The sequence below is a fragment of the Holdemanella hominis genome (genome assembly GCF_014306155.1).
Taxonomy (GTDB): Bacteria; Bacillota_I; Bacilli_A; order Erysipelotrichales; family Erysipelotrichaceae; genus Holdemanella; species Holdemanella hominis.
Genome location: NZ_JACRWH010000038.1, coordinates 1 through 20,502 on the forward strand (window position 1 = coordinate 1; position 20,502 = coordinate 20,502).

General features: G+C 35.8%; 17 protein-coding genes and 13 tRNA genes. 21 read left to right on the top strand and 9 right to left on the bottom strand.

What is annotated here, in order from left to right; all coding sequences use genetic code 11:
- Positions 1 to 212: 212 nt before the first annotated feature.
- Positions 213 to 920 (bottom strand): hypothetical protein, encoded by a 708-nt coding sequence (locus tag H8911_RS08625; RefSeq protein ID WP_186999373.1) that lies wholly within the window; start codon positions 918 to 920, stop codon positions 213 to 215.
- Between the two features lie 252 nt (positions 921 to 1,172).
- On the opposite strand from H8911_RS08625, the gene rpoB reads away from it, so the two are divergent.
- The 3 genes from rpoB to H8911_RS08640 are packed head-to-tail and all read left to right on the top strand — an operon-like array spanning position 1,173 to position 9,499.
- Positions 1,173 to 5,270 (top strand): DNA-directed RNA polymerase subunit beta, encoded by a 4,098-nt coding sequence (gene rpoB, locus H8911_RS08630; RefSeq protein WP_186999374.1) that lies wholly within the window; start codon positions 1,173 to 1,175, stop codon positions 5,268 to 5,270.
- Positions 5,271 to 5,278: 8 nt separating this feature from the next.
- Entirely contained in the window at positions 5,279 to 9,163 is a 3,885-nt protein-coding gene (gene rpoC / locus H8911_RS08635) for a DNA-directed RNA polymerase subunit beta' (protein WP_186999375.1), read from the top strand.
- Positions 9,164 to 9,211: 48 nt separating this feature from the next.
- On the top strand, positions 9,212 to 9,499 hold the full coding sequence (locus H8911_RS08640; RefSeq protein WP_186999376.1) for a hypothetical protein: 288 nt from the start codon (positions 9,212 to 9,214) through the stop codon (positions 9,497 to 9,499).
- 10 nt (positions 9,500 to 9,509) lie between these two features.
- On the opposite strand, the gene asnA is transcribed toward H8911_RS08640, so the two are convergent.
- The gene (gene asnA, locus H8911_RS08645; RefSeq protein ID WP_186999377.1) at positions 9,510 to 10,517 is read right to left on the bottom strand and encodes an aspartate--ammonia ligase; all 1,008 of its coding nucleotides are present in this window, start codon (positions 10,515 to 10,517) and stop codon (positions 9,510 to 9,512) included.
- 78 nt (positions 10,518 to 10,595) lie between these two features.
- Here asnA and H8911_RS08650 point away from each other — a divergent pair, with 78 nt between their 5' ends.
- The 6 genes from H8911_RS08650 to H8911_RS08675 all read left to right on the top strand — a co-directional run bounded on the left by H8911_RS08650 (position 10,596) and on the right by H8911_RS08675 (position 16,317).
- The gene (locus H8911_RS08650; RefSeq protein ID WP_117925726.1) at positions 10,596 to 11,381 is read left to right on the top strand and encodes a glycosyltransferase family 8 protein; all 786 of its coding nucleotides are present in this window, start codon (positions 10,596 to 10,598) and stop codon (positions 11,379 to 11,381) included.
- Positions 11,378 to 12,736, top strand: coding sequence for a sodium-dependent transporter (locus H8911_RS08655; RefSeq protein ID WP_117925725.1), 1,359 nt, complete (start codon positions 11,378 to 11,380; stop codon positions 12,734 to 12,736). The genes H8911_RS08650 and H8911_RS08655 overlap by 4 nt, the downstream gene beginning before the upstream one ends.
- An 11-nt stretch (positions 12,737 to 12,747) precedes the next feature.
- Entirely contained in the window at positions 12,748 to 13,689 is a 942-nt protein-coding gene (locus tag H8911_RS08660) for an L-lactate dehydrogenase (protein ID WP_117925724.1), read from the top strand.
- A gap of 28 nt (positions 13,690 to 13,717) precedes the next feature.
- Positions 13,718 to 15,061, top strand: coding sequence for an MATE family efflux transporter (locus H8911_RS08665; RefSeq protein ID WP_439649320.1), 1,344 nt, complete (start codon positions 13,718 to 13,720; stop codon positions 15,059 to 15,061).
- Positions 15,062 to 15,112: 51 nt separating this feature from the next.
- A complete protein-coding gene (locus H8911_RS08670; protein ID WP_117925723.1) occupies positions 15,113 to 15,322 on the top strand; it encodes a hypothetical protein in 210 nt (69 codons plus the stop codon).
- A 101-nt stretch (positions 15,323 to 15,423) separates the two neighbouring features.
- Positions 15,424 to 16,317, top strand: a complete 894-nt coding sequence (locus H8911_RS08675; protein ID WP_186999378.1) for an alpha/beta fold hydrolase — start codon at positions 15,424 to 15,426, stop codon at positions 16,315 to 16,317.
- Positions 16,318 to 16,369: 52 nt separating this feature from the next.
- Here H8911_RS08675 and H8911_RS08680 read toward each other — a convergent pair.
- From H8911_RS08680 to H8911_RS08710, 7 genes are all read right to left on the bottom strand, one after another.
- Positions 16,370 to 16,443: transfer RNA gene (locus H8911_RS08680), tRNA-Gly, on the bottom strand.
- A gap of 9 nt (positions 16,444 to 16,452) precedes the next feature.
- A tRNA-Lys gene (locus tag H8911_RS08685) sits at positions 16,453 to 16,528 on the bottom strand.
- Positions 16,529 to 16,533: 5 nt separating this feature from the next.
- A tRNA-Thr gene (locus tag H8911_RS08690) sits at positions 16,534 to 16,609 on the bottom strand.
- A gap of 7 nt (positions 16,610 to 16,616) precedes the next feature.
- Positions 16,617 to 16,692: transfer RNA gene (locus H8911_RS08695), tRNA-Val, on the bottom strand.
- Positions 16,693 to 16,704: 12 nt separating this feature from the next.
- Entirely contained in the window at positions 16,705 to 17,349 is a 645-nt protein-coding gene (locus H8911_RS08700) for a hypothetical protein (RefSeq protein WP_186999379.1), read from the bottom strand.
- Positions 17,349 to 17,498, bottom strand: a complete 150-nt coding sequence (locus H8911_RS08705) for a hypothetical protein (protein ID WP_158567616.1) — start codon at positions 17,496 to 17,498, stop codon at positions 17,349 to 17,351. Before H8911_RS08705 ends, H8911_RS08700 begins: the two co-directional genes overlap by 1 nt.
- A 152-nt stretch (positions 17,499 to 17,650) precedes the next feature.
- Entirely contained in the window at positions 17,651 to 18,619 is a 969-nt protein-coding gene (locus tag H8911_RS08710; protein WP_186999380.1) for a rod shape-determining protein, read from the bottom strand.
- Between the two features lie 79 nt (positions 18,620 to 18,698).
- On the opposite strand from H8911_RS08710, the gene H8911_RS08715 reads away from it, so the two are divergent.
- From H8911_RS08715 to rpmJ, 12 genes are all read left to right on the top strand, one after another.
- Positions 18,699 to 19,163, top strand: a complete 465-nt coding sequence (locus H8911_RS08715; protein ID WP_147346792.1) for a hypothetical protein — start codon at positions 18,699 to 18,701, stop codon at positions 19,161 to 19,163.
- A 38-nt stretch (positions 19,164 to 19,201) separates the two neighbouring features.
- Positions 19,202 to 19,277, top strand: a tRNA-Val gene (locus H8911_RS08720).
- A gap of 7 nt (positions 19,278 to 19,284) precedes the next feature.
- Positions 19,285 to 19,368, top strand: a tRNA-Tyr gene (locus H8911_RS08725).
- 5 nt (positions 19,369 to 19,373) lie between these two features.
- A tRNA-Gln gene (locus H8911_RS08730) sits at positions 19,374 to 19,449 on the top strand.
- A 9-nt stretch (positions 19,450 to 19,458) separates the two neighbouring features.
- Positions 19,459 to 19,532 (top strand) — tRNA-Gly (locus H8911_RS08735).
- Positions 19,533 to 19,563: 31 nt separating this feature from the next.
- A tRNA-Val gene (locus H8911_RS08740) sits at positions 19,564 to 19,639 on the top strand.
- 7 nt (positions 19,640 to 19,646) lie between these two features.
- Positions 19,647 to 19,722 (top strand) — tRNA-Thr (locus H8911_RS08745).
- Positions 19,723 to 19,727: 5 nt separating this feature from the next.
- Positions 19,728 to 19,803 (top strand) — tRNA-Lys (locus tag H8911_RS08750).
- 9 nt (positions 19,804 to 19,812) lie between these two features.
- A tRNA-Gly gene (locus H8911_RS08755) sits at positions 19,813 to 19,886 on the top strand.
- 44 nt (positions 19,887 to 19,930) lie between these two features.
- Positions 19,931 to 20,014 (top strand) — tRNA-Tyr (locus H8911_RS08760).
- 140 nt (positions 20,015 to 20,154) lie between these two features.
- A complete protein-coding gene (infA, locus tag H8911_RS08765) occupies positions 20,155 to 20,373 on the top strand; it encodes a translation initiation factor IF-1 (protein ID WP_117573900.1) in 219 nt (72 codons plus the stop codon).
- A gap of 14 nt (positions 20,374 to 20,387) precedes the next feature.
- A partial coding sequence (rpmJ, locus tag H8911_RS08770; protein ID WP_003866328.1) for a 50S ribosomal protein L36 occupies positions 20,388 to 20,502 on the top strand: 115 nt, incomplete at its 3' end.

A 20,502-nucleotide genomic window follows, 5' to 3' on the forward strand; every position in this document is an offset into this window, starting at 1 on the left:
AATCATGCAATCTAATTTTGCATTGTTTCTGTTAGTCATAGCCATTGTGATATCCTCCATAAACCCTCTATAATTATATCATTTTTGGCATAATAAATGGCAGAAACGTCGACTATTTTGGGTTTATGAAGTACGTTTCTGCCACAGATATTCTATCAGATTTTAAAAAGACTGTCGACAGTCACTTTGTCAACAGTCTGACTGCAGAGGAATTAATCTTCTGCAGTTTCGTTTTTATAATTGTCTAAATCGTTTGGAAAATTGATCTTATTTAGTTTTTTGATACTTAGTTCAATTGAAACATCAATATCAGCATTCGCATCATCAACGGTTTGTGTTCCGGTAAAGCTTAAAATCATGTGTGAGATTTTTTCGTTTTTGATGGTTGCAACAAGTGTAGCATGATCTAGTTTAACGGATCCCATATTATCTAGAAGGGTGGCTAATTTAGATGTGTTGACTTTAAATGTATATGTATCATTTTCTTTTTTAGAGGAATCAAATAATTTGCATAATTGATCGTCAGTTAAATCTAGAAATGGGTTGTATGTATTTAATTTTGAATTCTTTTTAAGTCCGATCTTATCGACTGTACTTTGGGTTTTTGTACCCATAGAATTTAAATATGTTTTTCCATCTTTAATGTAAAAGTTTAAAAAATTATTTTTCACATGATCGCCTGCAACTAAACCTATTGAAGTAGCAACTTGTAGATCTTCTTTTTGAAGAATTTGTGCATCAATATTCATTTTTGAATCTTTCATATCCAATGTTCCACTGATTTGGGCGCTTTTTAGATTTAATGTATTACCTAATGCATCAAAGAATGTAAGGATGTCATCATTATTTTTTGAGTTTGAACATCCTACAAGGCTAAGCGATAAAAAACAAGTTATAATTAGGGTTAAAATTTTTTTCATTCGGAACTCCTTTAAACGTTTATATTGTATGCACAATTAGAAGGAATGTCAAAATGGATAAATGAAAAAGCACCTACTTTGTGCAGGTGCTGAAAAAGGATAGGCAATATTTATAACTCATTTTTTAAATTTTGTCAAGTTTTTATTGACATTTGGTGGTTTTACTAGTAGTATAATAAATTGCATAATAGTGTGAGTTTTCAGGTGAAAACCACCTAGTATAGTACAAATTCGAACGAAAGGATGGCATGCATGGACAACAACAAAGCATATCGTATTGTCTCGTGTGGAAAAAAATCTTCCCGCCGAGATTACTCAAAGGTTAGTGGTAAATTAGAGTTACCTAATCTTGTCGAAATCCAGACAGATTCATTTAAATGGTTTACGCAACAAGGTATCCAAGAAGTATTTGAAGAAATCTATCCAATTGAAAACTATGGAAAAAACATTCGCTTAAATTTCCTTCGTTATCATTTTGAAGAACCAAAATATAACGCAGAAGAATCTATGTATAGAGAATGCAACTTTGCAGCACCTCTATATGCAGATATGGAATTAGAAGTTACAGACTCAGAAACTGGGGAAGTTGTAACTAAGAGTGAAGAAGTATATTTAGGGGATTTCCCTTTAATGACAGAAACTGGTACATTCATCATCAATGGTGCAGAACGTGTAATCGTTAGTCAGATCGTACGTTCTCCAGGAGCATATTTTGCGGACAGTTATGATGAAAAAACTGGTAAACAAAACTATAGCTGTGAATTAATTCCAAGTCGTGGTACTTGGTTAGAGTTTATGACTGAACAAAAGAAAACTACAAACGGACGTTTAATTAATGTTTCTATTGACCGTCGCCGTAAAGTATTATTCAGTATTTTATTCAAGGCGATTGGTATGTCTTTGAATATCGGAGTGAACGAAGATACTCACGATACATCAATGATGGAAACATTCCTTCGTGCAATGGGACGTAACTGGTCTGATGTAGCTACAGATGCAGAAGATCGCGAATACATGAATATGTATTTGTTGTTGTATACTGCTTTCTTCGGTAAATATGAAGAAATCGAAAACACTTTATTGAACGATAAAGTAAAAACAACGCAGGAAGCGTTACTTTCTTTCTATGAAAATCAAAGAAGTGATGAAATCCCTACATTAGATGGATCAATCACTTTGATGCAAGCTAAATTCTTTGATCACCGTCGTTATGACTTGACAAAAGCTGGTCGTTATAAATTACGTAAGAAATTAAATGCGATTGATCGTATGGCAGGTATGACACTTGCTCATGATATTGTTGATGTAAATGGCAACGTATTCATGGAAAAAGGTACTATGGTTCACCGTGATGAAAGAAATGCATTACGTGAAGAATTGGCTAAGGGTACTTATTGTGTCGCTTATCCATTCCGCTCAGAATTCCATGAAGAAGATATCGTTTCAATTCCAACAAGCTGGACTACAGGATTAATTGGTCGTGTATTAGCTAGTGATGTTGAAACAGAAGATGCTTATTTAGATGTTGGTACAGTATTAACTGAACAAGATGTTTTAGCAATCCAAAAGGCTGTTGAAAATGTTGATATTTTTGCAGGATTGTTTGCACAACCAGTTAAATTAACAGCCGAAAATATGGATTCTGTATTTAACTATGGTCAACGTTTATATGCTCTTGGACGTTTAACAAATGCTCAAGGTGAAGATATTGTTGATGCAGATATGGAATTAGTTGCGAACCGTTATATGGTTGGTGTAAGTCCAGATGCTATCGATAGTGATGTTGAAACACAAGTTAAACAACGTGCTTTAAGTGAAGATATCACAGCATGGTTGATTGGTGCATGTGTTCAAGAATTATATATTATTGACAATAATGGGGATGAAGTCCGTATTGCTGGAAATGACCCATTCGCAAATAAACACACAATTACAGTTTCAGATATGTATGCATTCTTCTCATATAGCTTAAACGTTATGGAAGGTGTAGGAACAACAGATGATATCGATATGTTAGGTAACCGTCGTATTCGCTCTGTTGGTGAATTGATTCAGAACCAGTTCCGTATTGGTTTATCTCGTATGGAACGTGTCGTTAAAGAACGTATGTCAATTCAAGAAATGGATAGCTTAACTCCTAGAAAATTGACAAACATTCGTCCTTTGACAGCTGCAATTAAAGAATTCTTCTCTAGTTCACAGTTATCACAGTTCATGGATCAACAAAACCCTCTAGCTGAGTTGACAAATAAACGTCGTATTTCAGCCTTAGGTCCAGGTGGTATCAGTCGTGACCGTGCAAGTTTCGAAGTACGTGACGTTCACAACTCTCACTATGGTCGTATTTGTCCAATCGAAACGCCAGAAGGGCCAAACATCGGTTTGATCAATAACCTAACTACATATGCTCGTATCAATGAATATGGATTTATTCAAACGCCTTACCGTAAGGTAAATGCGGATGGTACTGTTAGTGAAGATACAGTTTACTTAAGCGCAGATGAAGAAGCAGATTATGTAATCGCTCAGGCCAATGAGGTTCGCGATGGTCATTTAGTAAATGAACGTGTTGTAGCTCGTAAGGCTGGTGAAACTATCATCGCTGATCGTAACGAAGTAGAACTTGCCGACGTCAGTCCAAAACAGATTGTATCTGTAGCGACTGCCTGTGTCCCATTCTTGGAAAACGATGACGCGTCTCGTGCCTTAATGGGTGCCAACATGCAGCGTCAGGCCGTTCCATTATTAGTTCCTCATTCACCTTATGTAGGTACTGGTATTGAATATAAAATTGCTAAGGATTCAGGTGTTGGTATTGTCGCAAAACAAGATGGTGTAGTTGAATATGTAGATGGTTTGCGTATTGTAGTTAAAGATAATGAAGGTGAAAACCACACTTATCAATTACGTAAGTTTGCTCGTTCAAACGCAAGCACTTGTATCAATCAACGTCCAATTGTAGAAGTTGGTGAAAAGGTTGAAAAAGGCGATATCTTAGCTGATGGTCCAAGTATGCAAAATGGAGAATTGGCTTTAGGTCAAAACGTTGTTATTGCATATACAACATGGCATGGATATAACTACGAGGATGCCATCATCATGTCAGAACGTATGGTTAGTGATGATGTATATACTTCAATCCACGTAGAAGAATATGATATTGACTGTCGTGAAACTAAGTTAGGTCCAGAAGAAATCACTCGTGATATTCCTAACGTTGGTGAAGCAGCAGTTCGTAAGTTAGATTCAAATGGTATCATCATGGTGGGTGCCGAAGTTAAAGAAGGAGATATCTTAGTTGGTAAGGTTACTCCAAAAGGACAAAGTGAAGTTAGTCCTGAAGAAAAATTATTATTGGCAATCTTTGGTGAAAAATCACGTGAAGTTCGTGACAATTCATTGAAAGTACCTCATGGTGGTGCTGGTATTGTTCATTCTATTCGTGTATTTAAACGTGGAGATGGATCGGATCTTCCTCCTGGAGTAAATATGCGTGTTAAAGTATATATCGTTCAGAAACGTAAGATTTCTGAAGGTGATAAGATGTCTGGTCGTCACGGTAACAAAGGTGTCATCTCTAAGATTTTACCTATCGAAGATATGCCATTTATGGCTGATGGACATCCAGTTGATATCTTGTTGAACCCATTCGGTGTACCTTCACGTATGAACATCGGACAGATCTTAGAAATCCACTTAGGTTACGCTGCTCGTAAATTAGGTGTTAAATTCTCTACTTCTGTATTTGATGGTTTATCAAATGAAGACTTACAAGATGTAATGCGCGAAGCAAGCATGACTGTCGATGGAAAACAGGTATTATATGATGGTCAAACTGGACAACCATTCGATGAACGTATTAGTGTCGGTGTAATGTACATGATTAAGTTGGCTCACATGGTTGACGATAAACTACATGCTCGTGCTACAGGTCCATATTCTTTAGTTACTCAGCAGCCATTGGGTGGTAAAGCTCAAAATGGTGGTCAAAGATTTGGAGAAATGGAAGTTTGGGCATTGGAAGCATATGGTGCTGCCCACACATTACAAGAAATCTTGACAATCAAATCGGATGATATTCAAGGTCGTATCAAGACTTATGAAGCCATCATTAAAGGTAAAGATATTCCAGAACCAGGTGTTCCAGAATCATTCCGTGTATTGATGCACGAATTACAAGGTTTAGCAATCGATATTCGTTTGTTAGATGAAAACAATAACGAGGTTGACATCACATTAGATGATGATGACCAGGACGTTCATCCAGCTCAACCTTTACCAGAACAAACACAAAAGGAAGAGCTAGTAGACGATATTGAAGAAGAAAATAACGAAGAAGAGGAGGCGTAGTATAAAATATGAGTATTAACAATTTTGCCTCGATTCAGGTTCGCTTAGCGAGTCCAGAAACGATTTTAAAATGGAGTCATGGTGAAGTAACAAAGCCTGAGACAATTAACTATCGTTCACAAAAAGCAGAACGTGATGGTTTATTCTGCGAACGCATTTTCGGTCCAACTAAGGACTGGGAATGTGCTTGTGGTAAATATAAAAAAGTACGTTTTAAAGGTGTTGTATGTGACCGTTGTGGTGTAGAAATCACAAAAGCAAGCGTAAGACGTGAGCGTATGGGCCACATCCACTTAGCTGCACCAGTAGCTCATATTTGGTACTTACGTGGTATTCCTAGCCGTATGGCATTGCTGTTGGATGTAACACCAAAACAATTGGAAGAAGTTGTATATTTCGTAAGCTATATTGTTACGGATCCAAAAGAATCTGGTTTAGCTTACAAACAAATTCTTTCTGAACGTGAATTCCGTGAAAACCAAGCTATTTATGGTTCAACAGGATTTACAGCTCAAACAGGTGCTGAAGCCGTACTACGTTTATTACAAGATGTTGATTTAGAATCTGAATATCAAGAAGTACAGGATGCGCTTGAAAAAGCACAAGGTGAAAAACGTAAGAAATTAATCAAACGTTTGGATACAATCAATGCATTCCGTAATAGTGAAAACTTACCAGAATGGATGATTCTGACTAACATTCCGGTAATACCACCTGATTTACGTCCAATGCTTCAATTGGATGGTGGTCGTTTTGCGACAAGTGATTTGAACGACTTATATCGTCGTGTTATCACTCGTAACAATCGTTTACGTAAATTGTTAGATTTGGGTACTCCAAATATTATCGTTCAAAACGAAAAGCGTATGTTACAGGAATCTGTAGATGCTTTAATTGACAATGGTCGTCGTTCAAAACCAATTACAGGTGCTGGTGGACGTGCATTAAAATCATTGTCTCATTCATTAAAAGGTAAACAAGGTCGTTTCCGTCAGAACTTATTAGGTAAGCGTGTTGACTTCTCTGGTCGTTCTGTAATTGCCGTTGGACCAGATTTGAAAATGTACCAATGTGGTATTCCACGTGAAATGGCAGTTAACTTGTTTAAACCATTTATCATTAATGAAATCGTAAACCAAGGATTAGCACAAAATCCTAAAAATGCAGAAAAATTAATCGAACGTCGTGATCCTCGTATCTGGGACGTTGTTGAAACTGTAATCGACGGATATCCTGTATTAATGAACCGTGCACCTACATTACACCGTTTGGGTATTCAGGCCTTCTTGCCTAAATTAGTAGAAGGACGTGCAATGCGTCTTCACCCATTAGTATGTACTGCGTTCAACGCCGACTTCGATGGTGACCAGATGGCCATCCACGTTCCATTAGGAGAAGAAGCTCGTGCTGAAGCATTAGTTATGATGCTTGGTTCTCACAATATCTTAGGTCCTAAAGATGGTAAACCTATCGTTACGCCAGGACAGGATATGGTTATGGGTAACTTCTATTTAACAATGGAAGAAACAAAAGAAGAATTCTTTGCAGAAGCTAAACACTACGAAGAAGTTGGCTGCCCATTAGAAGCAGCTCACTGGCACCGTTTTGGTGAAAGTGAAGGGCATGTATACACAGATGAAGATGAAGTTATGATGGCATACCAGTCGAAACAAGTTCATCTTCACACTCGTATCGCATTGCCTGTATGCAATATGCATAAAACATCGTTTGATGAAAAACATAAAAATGATTATTTAATTACAACAGTTGGTAAGATTGTGTTCAACTCAATGTTCCCTGAAGATTTCCCATATATTAATGAGGTATCAAAAGAAAACTTTATTAGTACTCCTGATAAATACTTTATTGCTCCAGGACAAAACATTAAAGAATACATCGAAGCTATGCCTTTAGTTGAAGCGGTTAAGAAAAAAGATTTAGGTAAAGTTATTGCCGAAGTCTTCAAACGTTATGATGCGGATCAAACTGCTGAAATTCTTGACCAAATCAAATCTTTAGGATTTGAATATTCAACAGTAGCTGGTATTACAGTTGCCTTGTCAGATATCGAAGTGGCTCCTCACAAAGATGAATATATCGATGAGGGTCGTGTTAAAGCCGATCAGTTGAAACACTTACAACGTAAAGGTATGTTGACAATGGAAGAATGGGAACGTCACTTATCTAAGATGTGGGATGATCAAAAAGACAAGATTGTAACATCATTGATGAAAAACTTGCCTCGTAAAAACCCAATCAACATGATGGCGACTTCTGGTGCTCGTGGTAACGCGTCAAACTTTACTCAGTTAGCTGGTATGCGTGGCTTAATGGCAAAACCTGGCCACGCTAAAGCTGGTGCTGGTGAATATGTACCAACCATCATAGAAGTTCCTATCTACTCTTGTTTCCGTGAAGGATTGAACGTAAGTGAGTTCTTTATCTCGACTCACGGTGTGCGTAAAGGTCTTACAGATACTGCCTTAAAGACAGCCGAATCTGGTTACTTAACTCGTCGTTTGGTTGATGTTGCCCAAGATGTAATTATCAAAGAAGATGATTGTGGTACAGATAAGGGGTACTGGATCGAAACATTAATGGATCGTAAAACAAACTCTGTTATCGAACCATTACAAGATCGTTTAGTTGGTCGTTATTCTAAACAAGATGTAACAGATCCAAAGACAGGTGAAATAATTATTGCGAGTGATGAATTCATCACTGATGAACTTGCTAAGAAAATTGTAGATGCAGGTGTTACAGGTATGTATATCCGTTCTGTATTTACTTGTAAGTCCCGTTTAGGTATTTGTCGTAAATGTTATGGACGTAACATGGCTACTGGTAAAGACGTTGAAGTTGGTGAAGCTATTGGTATCATGGCGGCTCAATCAATTGGTGAACCAGGTACACAGTTAACAATGCGTACATTCCATACAGGTGGTGTTGCCGGTGCCGGTGCAGAAGATATCACTCAAGGTTTGCCTCGTGTTGAAGAATTATTCGAAGCTCGTTGTCCAAAAGGTGTTGCGGTAATTGCTCAGATTTCAGGTGAAATTACTTCAATTGAACGTATTGAAGGAACAATGCGCCAAGAAGTTATTATCACAAACGAACACGAAAGTGTTTCTCATAAAATTAACGCGAACCAGTCTATGCGTCCATGGGTTCAAGTCGGTGCAAAGATTGAAGCCGGTGTTGCGTTGACTGAAGGTCCATTAGATCCAAAAGAATTATTACGTGTTGCTGGTGTACGTGAAGTTCAAGACTATATCTTGAAGGAGGTTAAGAAAGTATACCAAAGCCAAGGTATCGAAATTAGTGATAAGCACTTGGAAGTAATGATCAAACAGATGATGAAGAAAGTAATCATTGTAGATAGTGGAGATACTGATTTAAATGTTGGTGTTCAATTATCATTGAATAACATCACAAAAATCAATCGTAACGCATTGTTAAGCGGTAAAACTCCTGCTACATTCAAACCAATATTATTAGGTATTTCTAAGTCTTCTGTTGAAACAGATTCCTTCTTATCAGCTGCTTCATTCCAGGAAACTACAAAGGTTCTTACAGATGCGACTATTAAGGGTAAAGTTGACCACTTAATCGGTTTGAAAGAAAATGTTATTATTGGTAAGCTGATTCCTGCAGGTACTGGATGCCAGGGAGATCGTCCACAAAATCTAATTGTTGCAGAAAAGGCTAAAGAACTTCGTGACAAACGTATTGCACGTATGAAAGAAGTTCATGATGAAGAGTTCGACAAACTAGTATCTGGCTCTGATGATAGAGATATGATGGATAGTGTAGAAGCTTCAGTAGAAGAATCAATTTTACAAGATGCAGATACTGCAGACAATAATTCAATGGATATCCAATCTGAAGAATAAGAATATAAGGAGTAGGTAGATACCTATTCCTTTTCTTTAGGAGTAAAAATGGAAAAATATTTTAATTTAGGTAGAGCGTATTACACATATTTAAAAAGCAGCACAAAGAAAGATCAATGTACTGTTAGTGTAATATGTGATAATATTGATATTAAACATAACATAATGGATGGCTTATTGTTTTCAGGTGCCTTTATATATGATGGATACCAAGAAAATACAGACGGATCTATCATTGTTTGTGACGGAAACATTTCAGTTTATGGATGTGAATTGCCAGATTTAAAGTATGAGAATTATATATCCAATTCCAATGCCACTATAATAAAAAAGTAGGACAATTGTCCTACAAAATTTGAATATTATTTTTTAAACATGTATCGACCATGTCTTCAGGCCATAAGCTTGCCTGGACTTCTCCGATATGTGCTTTTTTAAGTAGAAGCATACATAGTCTGGATTGACCGATTCCTCCGCCTAAAGTGTATGGTAATTCTTTATTTAGAATGGCTTTATGGAAAGGTAATTCGCATCTTTCCAAACAGTTTTCTTTTTTCAATTGTTCTAATAATGTATCTTCATCCACTCGAATTCCCATAGAAGAGATTTCTAGAGCACTTTGTAGTGGTTCATACCAGAATAGGATATCTCCATTTAGTGTCCAGTCATCATAGTCTGGGGCTCGACCATCGTGTTTTTCATTGTTTGATAATTTATCACCAATTTGCATCACAAATACGCAACCATGTTCTTTTGTGATGGCATTTTCTCTTTCCTTTGCGTTCATATTTGGATACATATCTAATAGTTCCTGAGTTGTGATAAAGAAAATTTCATCAGGTAAATGATTAACTGCCTGAGGGTATTTGTACCAAACTTCATGTTCCATATGCTTGATGACTTTAAAGATAGTACGTACATGTTGTACTAATGTTTCTTTTGTGCGTTCATTTTTAGAAATGATTTTTTCCCAATCCCATTGATCGACATAAGTAGAATGAATGTTATCTAATTCTTCATCTTTACGAATGGCATTCATATTTGTATATAAGCCTTCATGTAATTTAAAGCCATATTGCTTTAAAGCCATACGTTTCCATTTTGCTAAAGAGTGCACAACTTCCATTTGTTCACCAGGAAGTTCGTTCATGGTAAAAGATACGGGTTTTTCTGTACCATTTAAGTTGTCGTTTAAACCAGAACTTTGTGTAACATATAAGGGTGCTGAAATTCTTGATAAATTTAATTCTTTACCAAATTCATATTGAAATGTATCACGGATATATTTAATAGCTTCTTGTGTCTCTCTAACAGTTAATACTGGATCGTAGTTTTTAGGTATAATAAGTTTCATACTTTCATCTCCTTAATGTAAGTATTGTATCACAAAATATGAAAAGATTTTCAATTTATTTTGTGATAAAATCATTTTATGAATATTCTATTTTCAATTAACGCAAAATTCATAGATTTGACAAAGACATGTATACGTTCCATCATTCGGTTTGACAAAAATATTGATTTCTATATTTTGCATCATGACTTAAATCAAAAACACATGTATGATTTAAGACGTTCTTTTTTTGAATGTACTTTTCATTTTATAGAAGTAAAGGAAGAAGAATTTAAGGGGTTTCCTATTTCATCTCGATATCCTCTAGAAATTTATTATCGATTATTCGCTTCGGATTTGTTGCCTAAGACATTGGATCGAATTCTTTACTTGGATGTGGATATTGTTGTGATTCAAAGTTTAAGGGAATTGTATAACATGGATTTTGAAGGTAATTTTTATATCGCTTCGAGTCATGTAAATGAGCGTATGACGCATTTAAATGCGAAAAGATTAGGGCTAAAAGAGGATGTACCATATATCAATACTGGGGTTTTGTTGATGAATTTAGAATTATTGCGTAAACAATTAAATAAGCAAGATATTTTAAATTATGTGAATGCACATAAGAAAAATCTTGTACTTTTTGATCAAGATGTATTGACGGCATTATATGGAGATAAGACAAAACTAGTAGATTCTCGTAAATATAATTTGAGTGAGAGAATGATGAATTTCTATAATCTAAGAAATCCAAGAAGTAGGATAGATCTTGATTGGGTGAAACAGAATAGTGTTATCATACATTATTGCGGAAGAATGAAGCCTTGGAAAGGTAAATATATAGGATGTTTAGATTGTTTTTATAGGGAGTTGGAAAAATGAGAGATAGGTTTTCAAATCGTTTAGGATTTATTTTAATTAGCGCAGGATGCGCAATAGGAATTGGCAATGTTTGGCGCTTTCCATATATTGTAGGACAATATGGAGGTGCTGCATTTGTTTTGATTTATTTATTTTTTCTAGTCATATTAGGATTGCCAGTTATGGTTATGGAGTATTCGGTAGGACGTGCCAGTCAAAAAAGTGCAGCACTTTCTTTTGATGTATTAGAGCCAAAAGGAACAAAATGGCATTTTATGAAGTATGTGGCAATGGCAGGAAATTATATACTGATGATGTTTTATACTTCGGTTTGTGGATGGTTGTTTTATTATTTCTACAAAATGTTGATAGGGGATTTTAATGGATTAAATGTTGGGCAAATTAATAATGAATTTGGCTTAATGTTGTCGAATCCCTTGATTCAAGTAGGTATGATGTTTCTAGTTGTTTGTATTGGTTTTTTCATTTGTTCAAAAGGCTTGCAGAATGGCGTGGAAAAAGTATCAAAGTATATGATGTTGAGTTTATTGGCGTTGATGCTTGTGCTAGCTGTTCGTTCACTCATTTTGCCAGGGGCTATGGAGGGCGTAAAGTTTTACTTGTTGCCTGATTTTTCAAAGATGCAAAATGTATCGGATGTCGTATTCGCGGCCATGGGTCAAGCTTTCTTTACTTTGAGTTTAGGAATTGGTGCTATTGCGATATTTGGAAGTTACATTGATAAAGGCAAGAAGTTAACATCTGAGGCCATTACAGTTGTGTGTTTAGATACATTTGTTGCATTGGTTGCAGGCTTTATTGTGATTCCTTCTTGTTTTGCGTATAATGTGGATCCTGGGCAAGGGCCTGGATTGATTTTCCAAACATTACCTAATATCTTTGCGAATATGCAGTTTGGAAATATTTGGGGTGCTTTGTTCTTTTTGTTTTTGAGTTTTGCCGCATTAACTACAATTATTGCGGTATTTGAAAATATCATCACGATGACAATGGAATGGACAGGATGGTCTCATTCAAAAACAATCAAAGTAAGTTTTGTGCTTGTTTTTGTGTTATCTTTACCATGTGCATTAGGATTTAATGTATTATCTTTTGTTCAACCTTTAGGTGCTGGTTCAACCATTCAAGATTTAGAAGATTTTATTGTATCGAATAATCTATTACCTTTAGGATCACTTTGCTATGTATTGTTTTGTACATCTAAATATGGATGGGGATTTAAAAACTTCTTAAAGGAAGCTAATTGCGGAGAGGGAATTTCTTTTCCTAAACAAGTTGGTTTCTATGTTTCATATATCATTCCTGTCATTATTTTGGTAATATTTATACAGGGATATATCTCTAAATTTTTGTAGGAGGAGCCATTATGATTAAAAAGAGAAAAGTAGTTATTGTTGGTGCAGGAAATGTAGGTGCAAGTACAGCTTTTTGCATGATCAATCAAGGGATTTGCGATGAAATTGTATTAATTGATATGAATACAGAAAGGGCTAAAGGTGAAACATTAGATATGATTCATAGTATTGCCTTTATGAATCGTAATATGGAAATTAAATTAGGTGATTATACAGACTGCAAAGATGCAGATGTTTTGGTTATTACCGCAAGTGCTCCAATGGGCAAGGAAAACGATCGTTTAGTGGCTTTAAAATCAAGCTCTAAGATTGTTACAAGTATTGTTTCGAGTGCTATAGAAAATGGATTTGATGGGTTTATTGTAGTTGTTTCAAATCCAGTCGATATTATGACTTATGTGGCTTATAAGGTTTCTGGTTTACCAGCAAATCAAATCATTGGTTCAGGAACGTTATTAGATTCAGCTCGTTTACAATGTCATATTGCTGATTGTATTGATGTAGATCCAAAGAGTATTCATGCTTATGTTTTAGGTGAACATGGGGATAGTGAAATGATTCCATGGAGTACAGTTCGTGTGGGTGGTAAAGACATTTACCAAATCATTAAAGATAATCCAACACGCATGAATGAGGGGATGTTTGAAAGTATTCATGAAGCGGTAAAGAAAGATGGTTGGGAAATCTTCAATCGTAAAGGAAATACATGTTATGGTATTGCCGCAAGTACAACACGTATTGTTCGTGCATTGATGTTTAATGAATCCGTAGTACTTCCTATTTCTACGTATTTAGATGGTCAATATGGACAAGATGGTGTATTCACAAGTGTACCGGCTATTTTAGATGCGACAGGTGTCAAAGAGGTTGTTGAGATTGAAATGACAAAAGGAGAAAAAGAGCAGTTTGATGCTTCTTGTAGTCATCTACAAAGTTTTTACAAGGAAGTTTAAGCTTCCTTTTCTTTTAGTGGTGTAGGAGGTGTTAGGGTTGGCACAAGGACAAAAGTTAATGACATCTGGATCGATTCCTAAGCAGATGGTTTTCTTTGCGTTACCTATTTTATTAGGAAATTTATTTCAGCAATTATACAATACTGTGGACTCCTTAATTGTTGGAAACTTTTTGGGGAGTCAGGCACTTGCAGCGGTGAGTTCAAGTGGAAACATTATATTCTTGATGATTGGCTTCTTTAATGGGGTTGCGATTGGTGCAGGTGTAGTCATTTCGCGTTATTTTGGCGCAAGAGAAATAGAGCGTATGCAAAATGCGATTCATACAACGGTTGCGTTTGGATTGATTGTAAGTTTTATTATGACACTTATTGGTGTTTTCTTTACACCTACATTGCTTCGTTGGATGGGAACTCCAGATAGTGTGATGGCAGCTTCGGTAACTTATTTTAAAATATATTTTTTAGGTTCTTTTGGATCGATAATGTATAACTTTTTTGTAGGAATATTGCAGGCTGTAGGAGATAGTAAGCATTCGTTATATTATTTGATTGTATCAAGTGTAGTGAATGTTGTCTTAGACTTATTCTTTATTGCGGTACTTAAGATGGGTGTTGGATCGGCTGCTTTAGCTACAATTATTTCGCAATATATTTCAGCGGGTCTTTGTCTCAATTTATTGTTGACGACAAAGGGAACGCATCGTATTGTTCCTTCTAAAGTGAAAATTCATAAAGAGCTTTTAGGTGAGATTTTGAAGTATGGTTTGCCAAGTGGATTTCAGAATTCAATTATTGGTCTAGCGAATGTTGTAGTTCAATCGAATATCAACTCTTTTGGCGATATGGCGATGGCTGGATGTGGAGCGTATTCTAAGATTGAAGGATTTGCGTTCTTGCCGATCACTAGCTTTACAATGGCGCTTACAACGTTTGTCGGACAGAATTTAGGGGCTCGCCAATATGATCGTGTTTTAAAGGGTGCTAAGTTTGGTATGATTTGCTCGATGACTTTGGCAGAAATTATTGGTGTAATCATCTTTGTTTTTGGTCCTCAGTTTGTTGCAGCCTTTGACGCAACACCCGAAGTTATTCATTTTGGTACTTTGCGTGGACAAACGAGTGCTTTCTTCTTTTGTTTATTAGCGTATTCACATTGTGTGTCGGCTATTTTAAGAGGGGCTGGGAAGTCAATGGTTCCAATGATTGTAATGATGGTTTGTTGGTGTTTTGTGCGTGTTACAGGTCTTACAATCATGGGGGCTTTAGTGCATAATATTTGGTGTGTATGTTGGATTTATCCAATTACTTGGTCTTTATCAAGTATCACGTTCTTTATTTATTATCATAGGGTAGATTGGCTTCATGCATAAATTTGACAACTGAATTTAATAAGTGATAGACTTATATCGAGGTAGATAGTTATGAAATCAATGTTAGAAGAATTAAAAGATGTAAAAATAAAAAAACACACAGTTACATCTATTGAATATGATTGCAAGTCTGAAGAAAAAGAGGACGCAGTATTTGATCAGGTTCATAATATTGTCACAAATCATTTAGATGACTTCACAAAAATCACTTTTGATGTGGAAGCGGATCACAAAGTAAAAGTAGAAATTAGTGAAAACTAGTTGGACCATTTTAAAAAATGGTCTTTTTTTTGTTTTTGTATAGTTTTGATAATTATATATTTGATACAATGAGTACAAGAAAGATATGTAGGTACTATAATATGATAATTAAGAAAATAACATCAAAACAAGATGGGTTAAACTTAGAGATTGCGATTATGGAGTGCAAGAATCCAAAAGGAGTCGTACAGTTTTCGCATGGTATGGCCGAGCATAAAGAGCGTTATTTTGACTTTATGCGATATTTAAATGATCGTGGTTATGTTTGTGTGATTCATGATCATAGAGGTCATGGAAGTAGCGTGAAATCAAAAAATGATTATGGATATTTCTACACTGAAAATGCGGATTATATTGTGGAGGATTTATTCCAGGTTACGGAATATGTACGTGAAATGTATCCTGGATTAGAGATAACGTTATTTAGTCACAGTATGGGGACTTTAGTGGCTCGTTGTTACTTAAAGAAATATGATGCATATATTGATCAACTGATTTTGTGTGGTCCTCCTACTGAAAATTCGGCGGCAACTCTAGGTTTGGCATTGGCAAAAATAATAAAGCCTTTCTATAAGGAGAAGAAAGGAAATGGCTTATTGAATAAGATGGCTTTTGCAGGATATGAATCGGGTAATCGTTGGTTGAGTAAATGTGTTGAGAATGTAGAGCAATATGAAGCAGATGAATTGTGTGGATTCTTATTTACAACGAATGGTTTTATTAACTTATTTCAATTGATGATCAAAGCCTTTGATAAAAAAGGATGGAATGTCACTAATGAAAACTTACATATATTTATGATTGCAGGTCAAGAAGATCCGGTCATTCAGGGTAAGGATAAATTTGAACAATTGAAACAATTCTTAATGGGTGTTGGATATAAAAATGTATCTAGTAAATTATATCCGACTTTAAAACATGAAATCTTAAATGAAAAAGAGAATCAAATAATTTACGAGGATATATATGAATTTATAAAAAGTGCCAAGGATTAATCCTTGGCATTTTAGATACAAAAAAACTCGCACTTGCGAGTAGTTTTTTACATGGAGCAGGTGATGAGAATCGAACTCACGTAGTCAGCTTGGAAGGCTGAAGTTCTACCATTGAACTACACCTGCAAATATAAGTGGTGACCCGTGGGCGATTCGAACGCCCGACCCTTTGATTAAAAGTCAAATGCTCTACCAACTGAGCTAACGGGTCACAAGTGGTGCCGACTATAGGAATTGAACCCACAACCTACTGATTACAAGTCAGTTGCTCTACCAATTGAGCTAAGTCGGCATTTAAATGGTGGAGGTTAACGGGCTCGAACCGCTGACCCTCTGCTTGTAAGGCAGATGCTCTCCCAACTGAGCTAAACCTCCGTAAGTGCCTATTTATAATATCACCGAGTTAAAATAAATGCAAGCACTTTTTGTAAAAATTATTTGAATTTTTGTTTTACTAAGAATCAAGGCTAAAATAATAGACAAAATCACAATGATCAATGTTTCTTTTGTTCCTTTATATAGGACTACTACAAGGAATACATAGAGTAAAAAATTTAAAATGGTCGTACTGGATAGTGTGTTATCTGTATAAGTGAAGCATGTGCTAAATAGTATGGCTAAAAGAATGGTTGAAAGAATCCATCCTTTCGTATCTTGTCGATTGGCTGACCATACTAAATAACTAAATATTGTCCAAATTAAAATGAATAATATCCATGTTAGAAACATATCTTTTGGTATTGTGTGTGTTAGAATCATTGAGAATAGTGAATAACTTACAAAACAAACAATACTGAATAGGGTTGTATTTAATATAGATGTTTTTTCAGAATGTGAATAAAGTGAGATAATGCAGTTTGTGAAGATCCATAATGGTAAGTTTGATAATAATTTAGTTGGATCAAAATATGCGATAAATGGCTTAATACATTCTATATTTACTGGTATAAAGGATAAGAATCCGAATACTATAGCTATTAAGACAATGCAGATTGTATATAGCCATGTGTTGTTGCTGTTTTTTCTTTTCATTATTTTTTAACCTTCTTTGAATAGATTGTTGCGATGGCTAAAAATAAGATACCTATATATAGGAATGTATAAGTCAGGTTATAAGCGAATATAAATAAGCAGATGGCTGCGATTGAATATAAGATTGATGATACGATATTTTTGTTCATAAAGGTCCTCCTAATGGAACAAATTATATCACACAAAAAGAAAAACTCCCATTGGGAGCTTTTGAAACAGCATTAAGAGAAAAGGGAATAGGATATGAATAAGTGTTCTGCTGTTTACGGTTTAATGTTAAATGATTTTCCTTAAATTGAGCTTAATCTTCCATGCGGGATAAAAGAATCATTAATCCTGCAGAAACTGTATTGATTGGATCGTCTGTGACAAAGATTGGACATCCTATTGTGTTTTGTAGATAGGAAGATAGTCCATTCAATAACATGGATCCACCACAACATATGATTCCGCGAGTTTTTACATCTTGCTGCATTGTGATTGGCAAGCTAGATAGAAATTGTAGAATCCAGTTGGCCCATTGTTGTACTAAGGGTGTTAGGATTCCAACTATTTGATTTTCGTTAATGATTGCGGATTTTAGTACATGACTATTTTGGTCCATGCCAACAACTTCAAGACTTTTGGGGTCTTGCTGAATATTTACCTGTCCAATCTTACGTTTGATTTTTTCGGCTTGTTTTGTTGATACATTCATGTTGTAGGATTTAAATAGCCAGTTTTTAATGGCGATATTAATTGTACTTCCAGATACGTTGCAACGAGATTTTTTGATCATCTTGCCGTTTTGGAAGATTGCAATATCGCAGTTTGAAGAACCAATATTTAATACACAGCTAGCAACGGGTAAAAATAAATCGAGTTTTGCGCCAATAGCAGCAATCCAGATTTCTTGTTCAAAATAAACGCGGTAAGCACCTAAATCTTCAAGGTGTTCTTTCAATATGTCGCATGATTCTTTATTGAAACTAGTTGGATAACTTACCAACAAAACGGTTTTTTGAAACATACGAAAAGCTTTGTGTTCATATAGTAGTTGTTCTAGGAGTATGTCTAGAACGTCAAAGTTAATTGGATTTTCACGTAAAGGAGATATTACTTTAATATTTGGATCCATGGATCCGATTAAATCCTTAGCGTCTTCACCAATGCCTAAAACATGATTTTGCTCATCAAGCGCAACCATGCATGGCTCATTATATAGTAGACCATCTTCTTGTGTACAAAGCCGGATGTAGTTTGTACCCAAATCAATTCCCATTTGAATCATGTAACCCCTCCTAATATATGCCTATATTTTACACCAGGTTAAATTGTGATACAATATGCATGCATTCCTACATATATAAATGAACAAAATTGAAAAAATCCAAATACCGAATATAAAGGATACATCGCTTTTGGTGGTGCTGGACTCTATTGAGTTAGAAAAAACTTTAGGCTATCATGATTTATTTTTGTTGTGGAGTCCAACGTTTCAAAAAGCAGGTATTCCTGTATATATTGTTTTTCCAGATGAACCGAACCAATTGAAAGAGTATTGTCAGTATTATAATACATATATTCATTATGTTTCAGATTTTGAATTGATTAAACGATTGGATTGTATCCAAGAAAAGATTGTGTTTGGTAAAAAATATTCAGTGATTTTGTCAAAAATGTATGTTGTGCATAATGGATATTTGTTTGAGGAACAAAAAAGAATAAATAATAAAACAATAAAAAAGCTTTATATAAAGGCTCTTGAATTAAAATTTGAAAATTTTATAAAAAAAATTAAAAATTCCGTTGACATCCCCGATATCCTTTGGTAATATAAGTGAGCGCAAACGAGTTTGCGATAAAAAAACATGGAGGTTTAGCTCAGTTGGGAGAGCATCTGCCTTACAAGCAGAGGGTCAGCGGTTCGAGCCCGTTAACCTCCACCATGTTGATGGAGAAGTAGCGAAGTGGCTAAACGCGGCTGACTGTAACTCAGTTCCTTTTGGTTCGGCAGTTCGAATCTGTCCTTCTCCACCACTTATTGGGGTATAGCCAAGCGGTAAGGCACAGGACTTTGACTCCTGCATTTCCCTGGTTCGAATCCAGGTGCCCCAGCCATTATTTGTTGCAGGTGTAGTTCAATGGTAGAACTTCAGCCTTCCAAGCTGACTACGTGAGTTCGATTCTCATCACCTGCTCCATTTATTTTAATCCCTTTGTATGGCAAGTTTTGGAGGTTTAGCTCAGTTGGGAGAGCATCTGCCTTACAAGCAGAGGGTCAGCGGTTCGAGCCCGTTAACCTCCACCATTTAAATGCCGACTTAGCTCAATTGGTAGAGCAACTGACTTGTAATCAGTAGGTTGTGGGTTCAATTCCTATAGTCGGCACCACTTGTGACCCGTTAGCTCAGTTGGTAGAGCATTTGACTTTTAATCAAAGGGTCGGGCGTTCGAATCGCCCACGGGTCACCACTTATATTTGCAGGTGTAGTTCAATGGTAGAACTTCAGCCTTCCAAGCTGACTACGTGAGTTCGATTCTCATCACCTGCTCCATTTTGTTTATAACAATCTTCTGATTGTTCTTTTTTTTAAAAACTGGAGAAGTAGCGAAGTGGCTAAACGCGGCTGACTGTAACTCAGTTCCTTTTGGTTCGGCAGTTCGAATCTGTCCTTCTCCACCACTTGTTAATAACACAACTTAATAAAGTTGTGTTTTTTTTAAATTTTACTTGGATATTTAGCACTTTTTTGTTAAAATGGTAGATGGCATATTATGCCTAACATCATTTCATTTTTTGATAGAAGGAGGAGTGTAGGATTCATGGCTAAACAAGATATGATCGAAATTGATGGTATCGTAGTTGACACTTTACCCAATGCAGCTTTTAAAGTTAAATTGGAAAACGGACACGAGATTCTAGCTCACGTTTCTGGTAAAATCCGTATGCATCACATTCGCATTTTACCAGGTGATCGTGTTACCGTTGAAATTTCACCGTATGACTTAACACGTGGGCGTATTACATTTAGACGCAAATAAGGAGACGAATAAAGATGAAAGTAAGACCATCTGTTAAACCAATCTGCGACAAGTGTCGAGTAATTCGACGCAAAGGACGTGTGATGGTAATTTGTGAAAACCCAAAACACAAACAGAGACAAGGAAACT

Coding starts and splice junctions, on each gene's coding strand:
- H8911_RS08640 (WP_186999376.1), top strand. CDS start 9,212: ATGGAAAAATATTTTAATTTAGGTAGAGCGTATTACACATATTTAAAA.
- H8911_RS08705 (WP_158567616.1), bottom strand. CDS start 17,498: ATGAACAAAAATATCGTATCATCAATCTTATATTCAATCGCAGCCATC.
- H8911_RS08700 (WP_186999379.1), bottom strand. CDS start 17,349: ATGAAAAGAAAAAACAGCAACAACACATGGCTATATACAATCTGCATT.
- rpoB (WP_186999374.1), top strand. CDS start 1,173: ATGGACAACAACAAAGCATATCGTATTGTCTCGTGTGGAAAAAAATCT.
- H8911_RS08715 (WP_147346792.1), top strand. CDS start 18,699: ATGAACAAAATTGAAAAAATCCAAATACCGAATATAAAGGATACATCG.
- infA (WP_117573900.1), top strand. CDS start 20,155: ATGGCTAAACAAGATATGATCGAAATTGATGGTATCGTAGTTGACACT.
- H8911_RS08670 (WP_117925723.1), top strand. CDS start 15,113: ATGAAATCAATGTTAGAAGAATTAAAAGATGTAAAAATAAAAAAACAC.
- H8911_RS08675 (WP_186999378.1), top strand. CDS start 15,424: ATGATAATTAAGAAAATAACATCAAAACAAGATGGGTTAAACTTAGAG.
- H8911_RS08655 (WP_117925725.1), top strand. CDS start 11,378: ATGAGAGATAGGTTTTCAAATCGTTTAGGATTTATTTTAATTAGCGCA.
- rpoC (WP_186999375.1), top strand. CDS start 5,279: ATGAGTATTAACAATTTTGCCTCGATTCAGGTTCGCTTAGCGAGTCCA.
- H8911_RS08710 (WP_186999380.1), bottom strand. CDS start 18,619: ATGATTCAAATGGGAATTGATTTGGGTACAAACTACATCCGGCTTTGT.
- asnA (WP_186999377.1), bottom strand. CDS start 10,517: ATGAAACTTATTATACCTAAAAACTACGATCCAGTATTAACTGTTAGA.
- H8911_RS08625 (WP_186999373.1), bottom strand. CDS start 920: ATGAAAAAAATTTTAACCCTAATTATAACTTGTTTTTTATCGCTTAGC.
- H8911_RS08660 (WP_117925724.1), top strand. CDS start 12,748: ATGATTAAAAAGAGAAAAGTAGTTATTGTTGGTGCAGGAAATGTAGGT.
- H8911_RS08650 (WP_117925726.1), top strand. CDS start 10,596: ATGAATATTCTATTTTCAATTAACGCAAAATTCATAGATTTGACAAAG.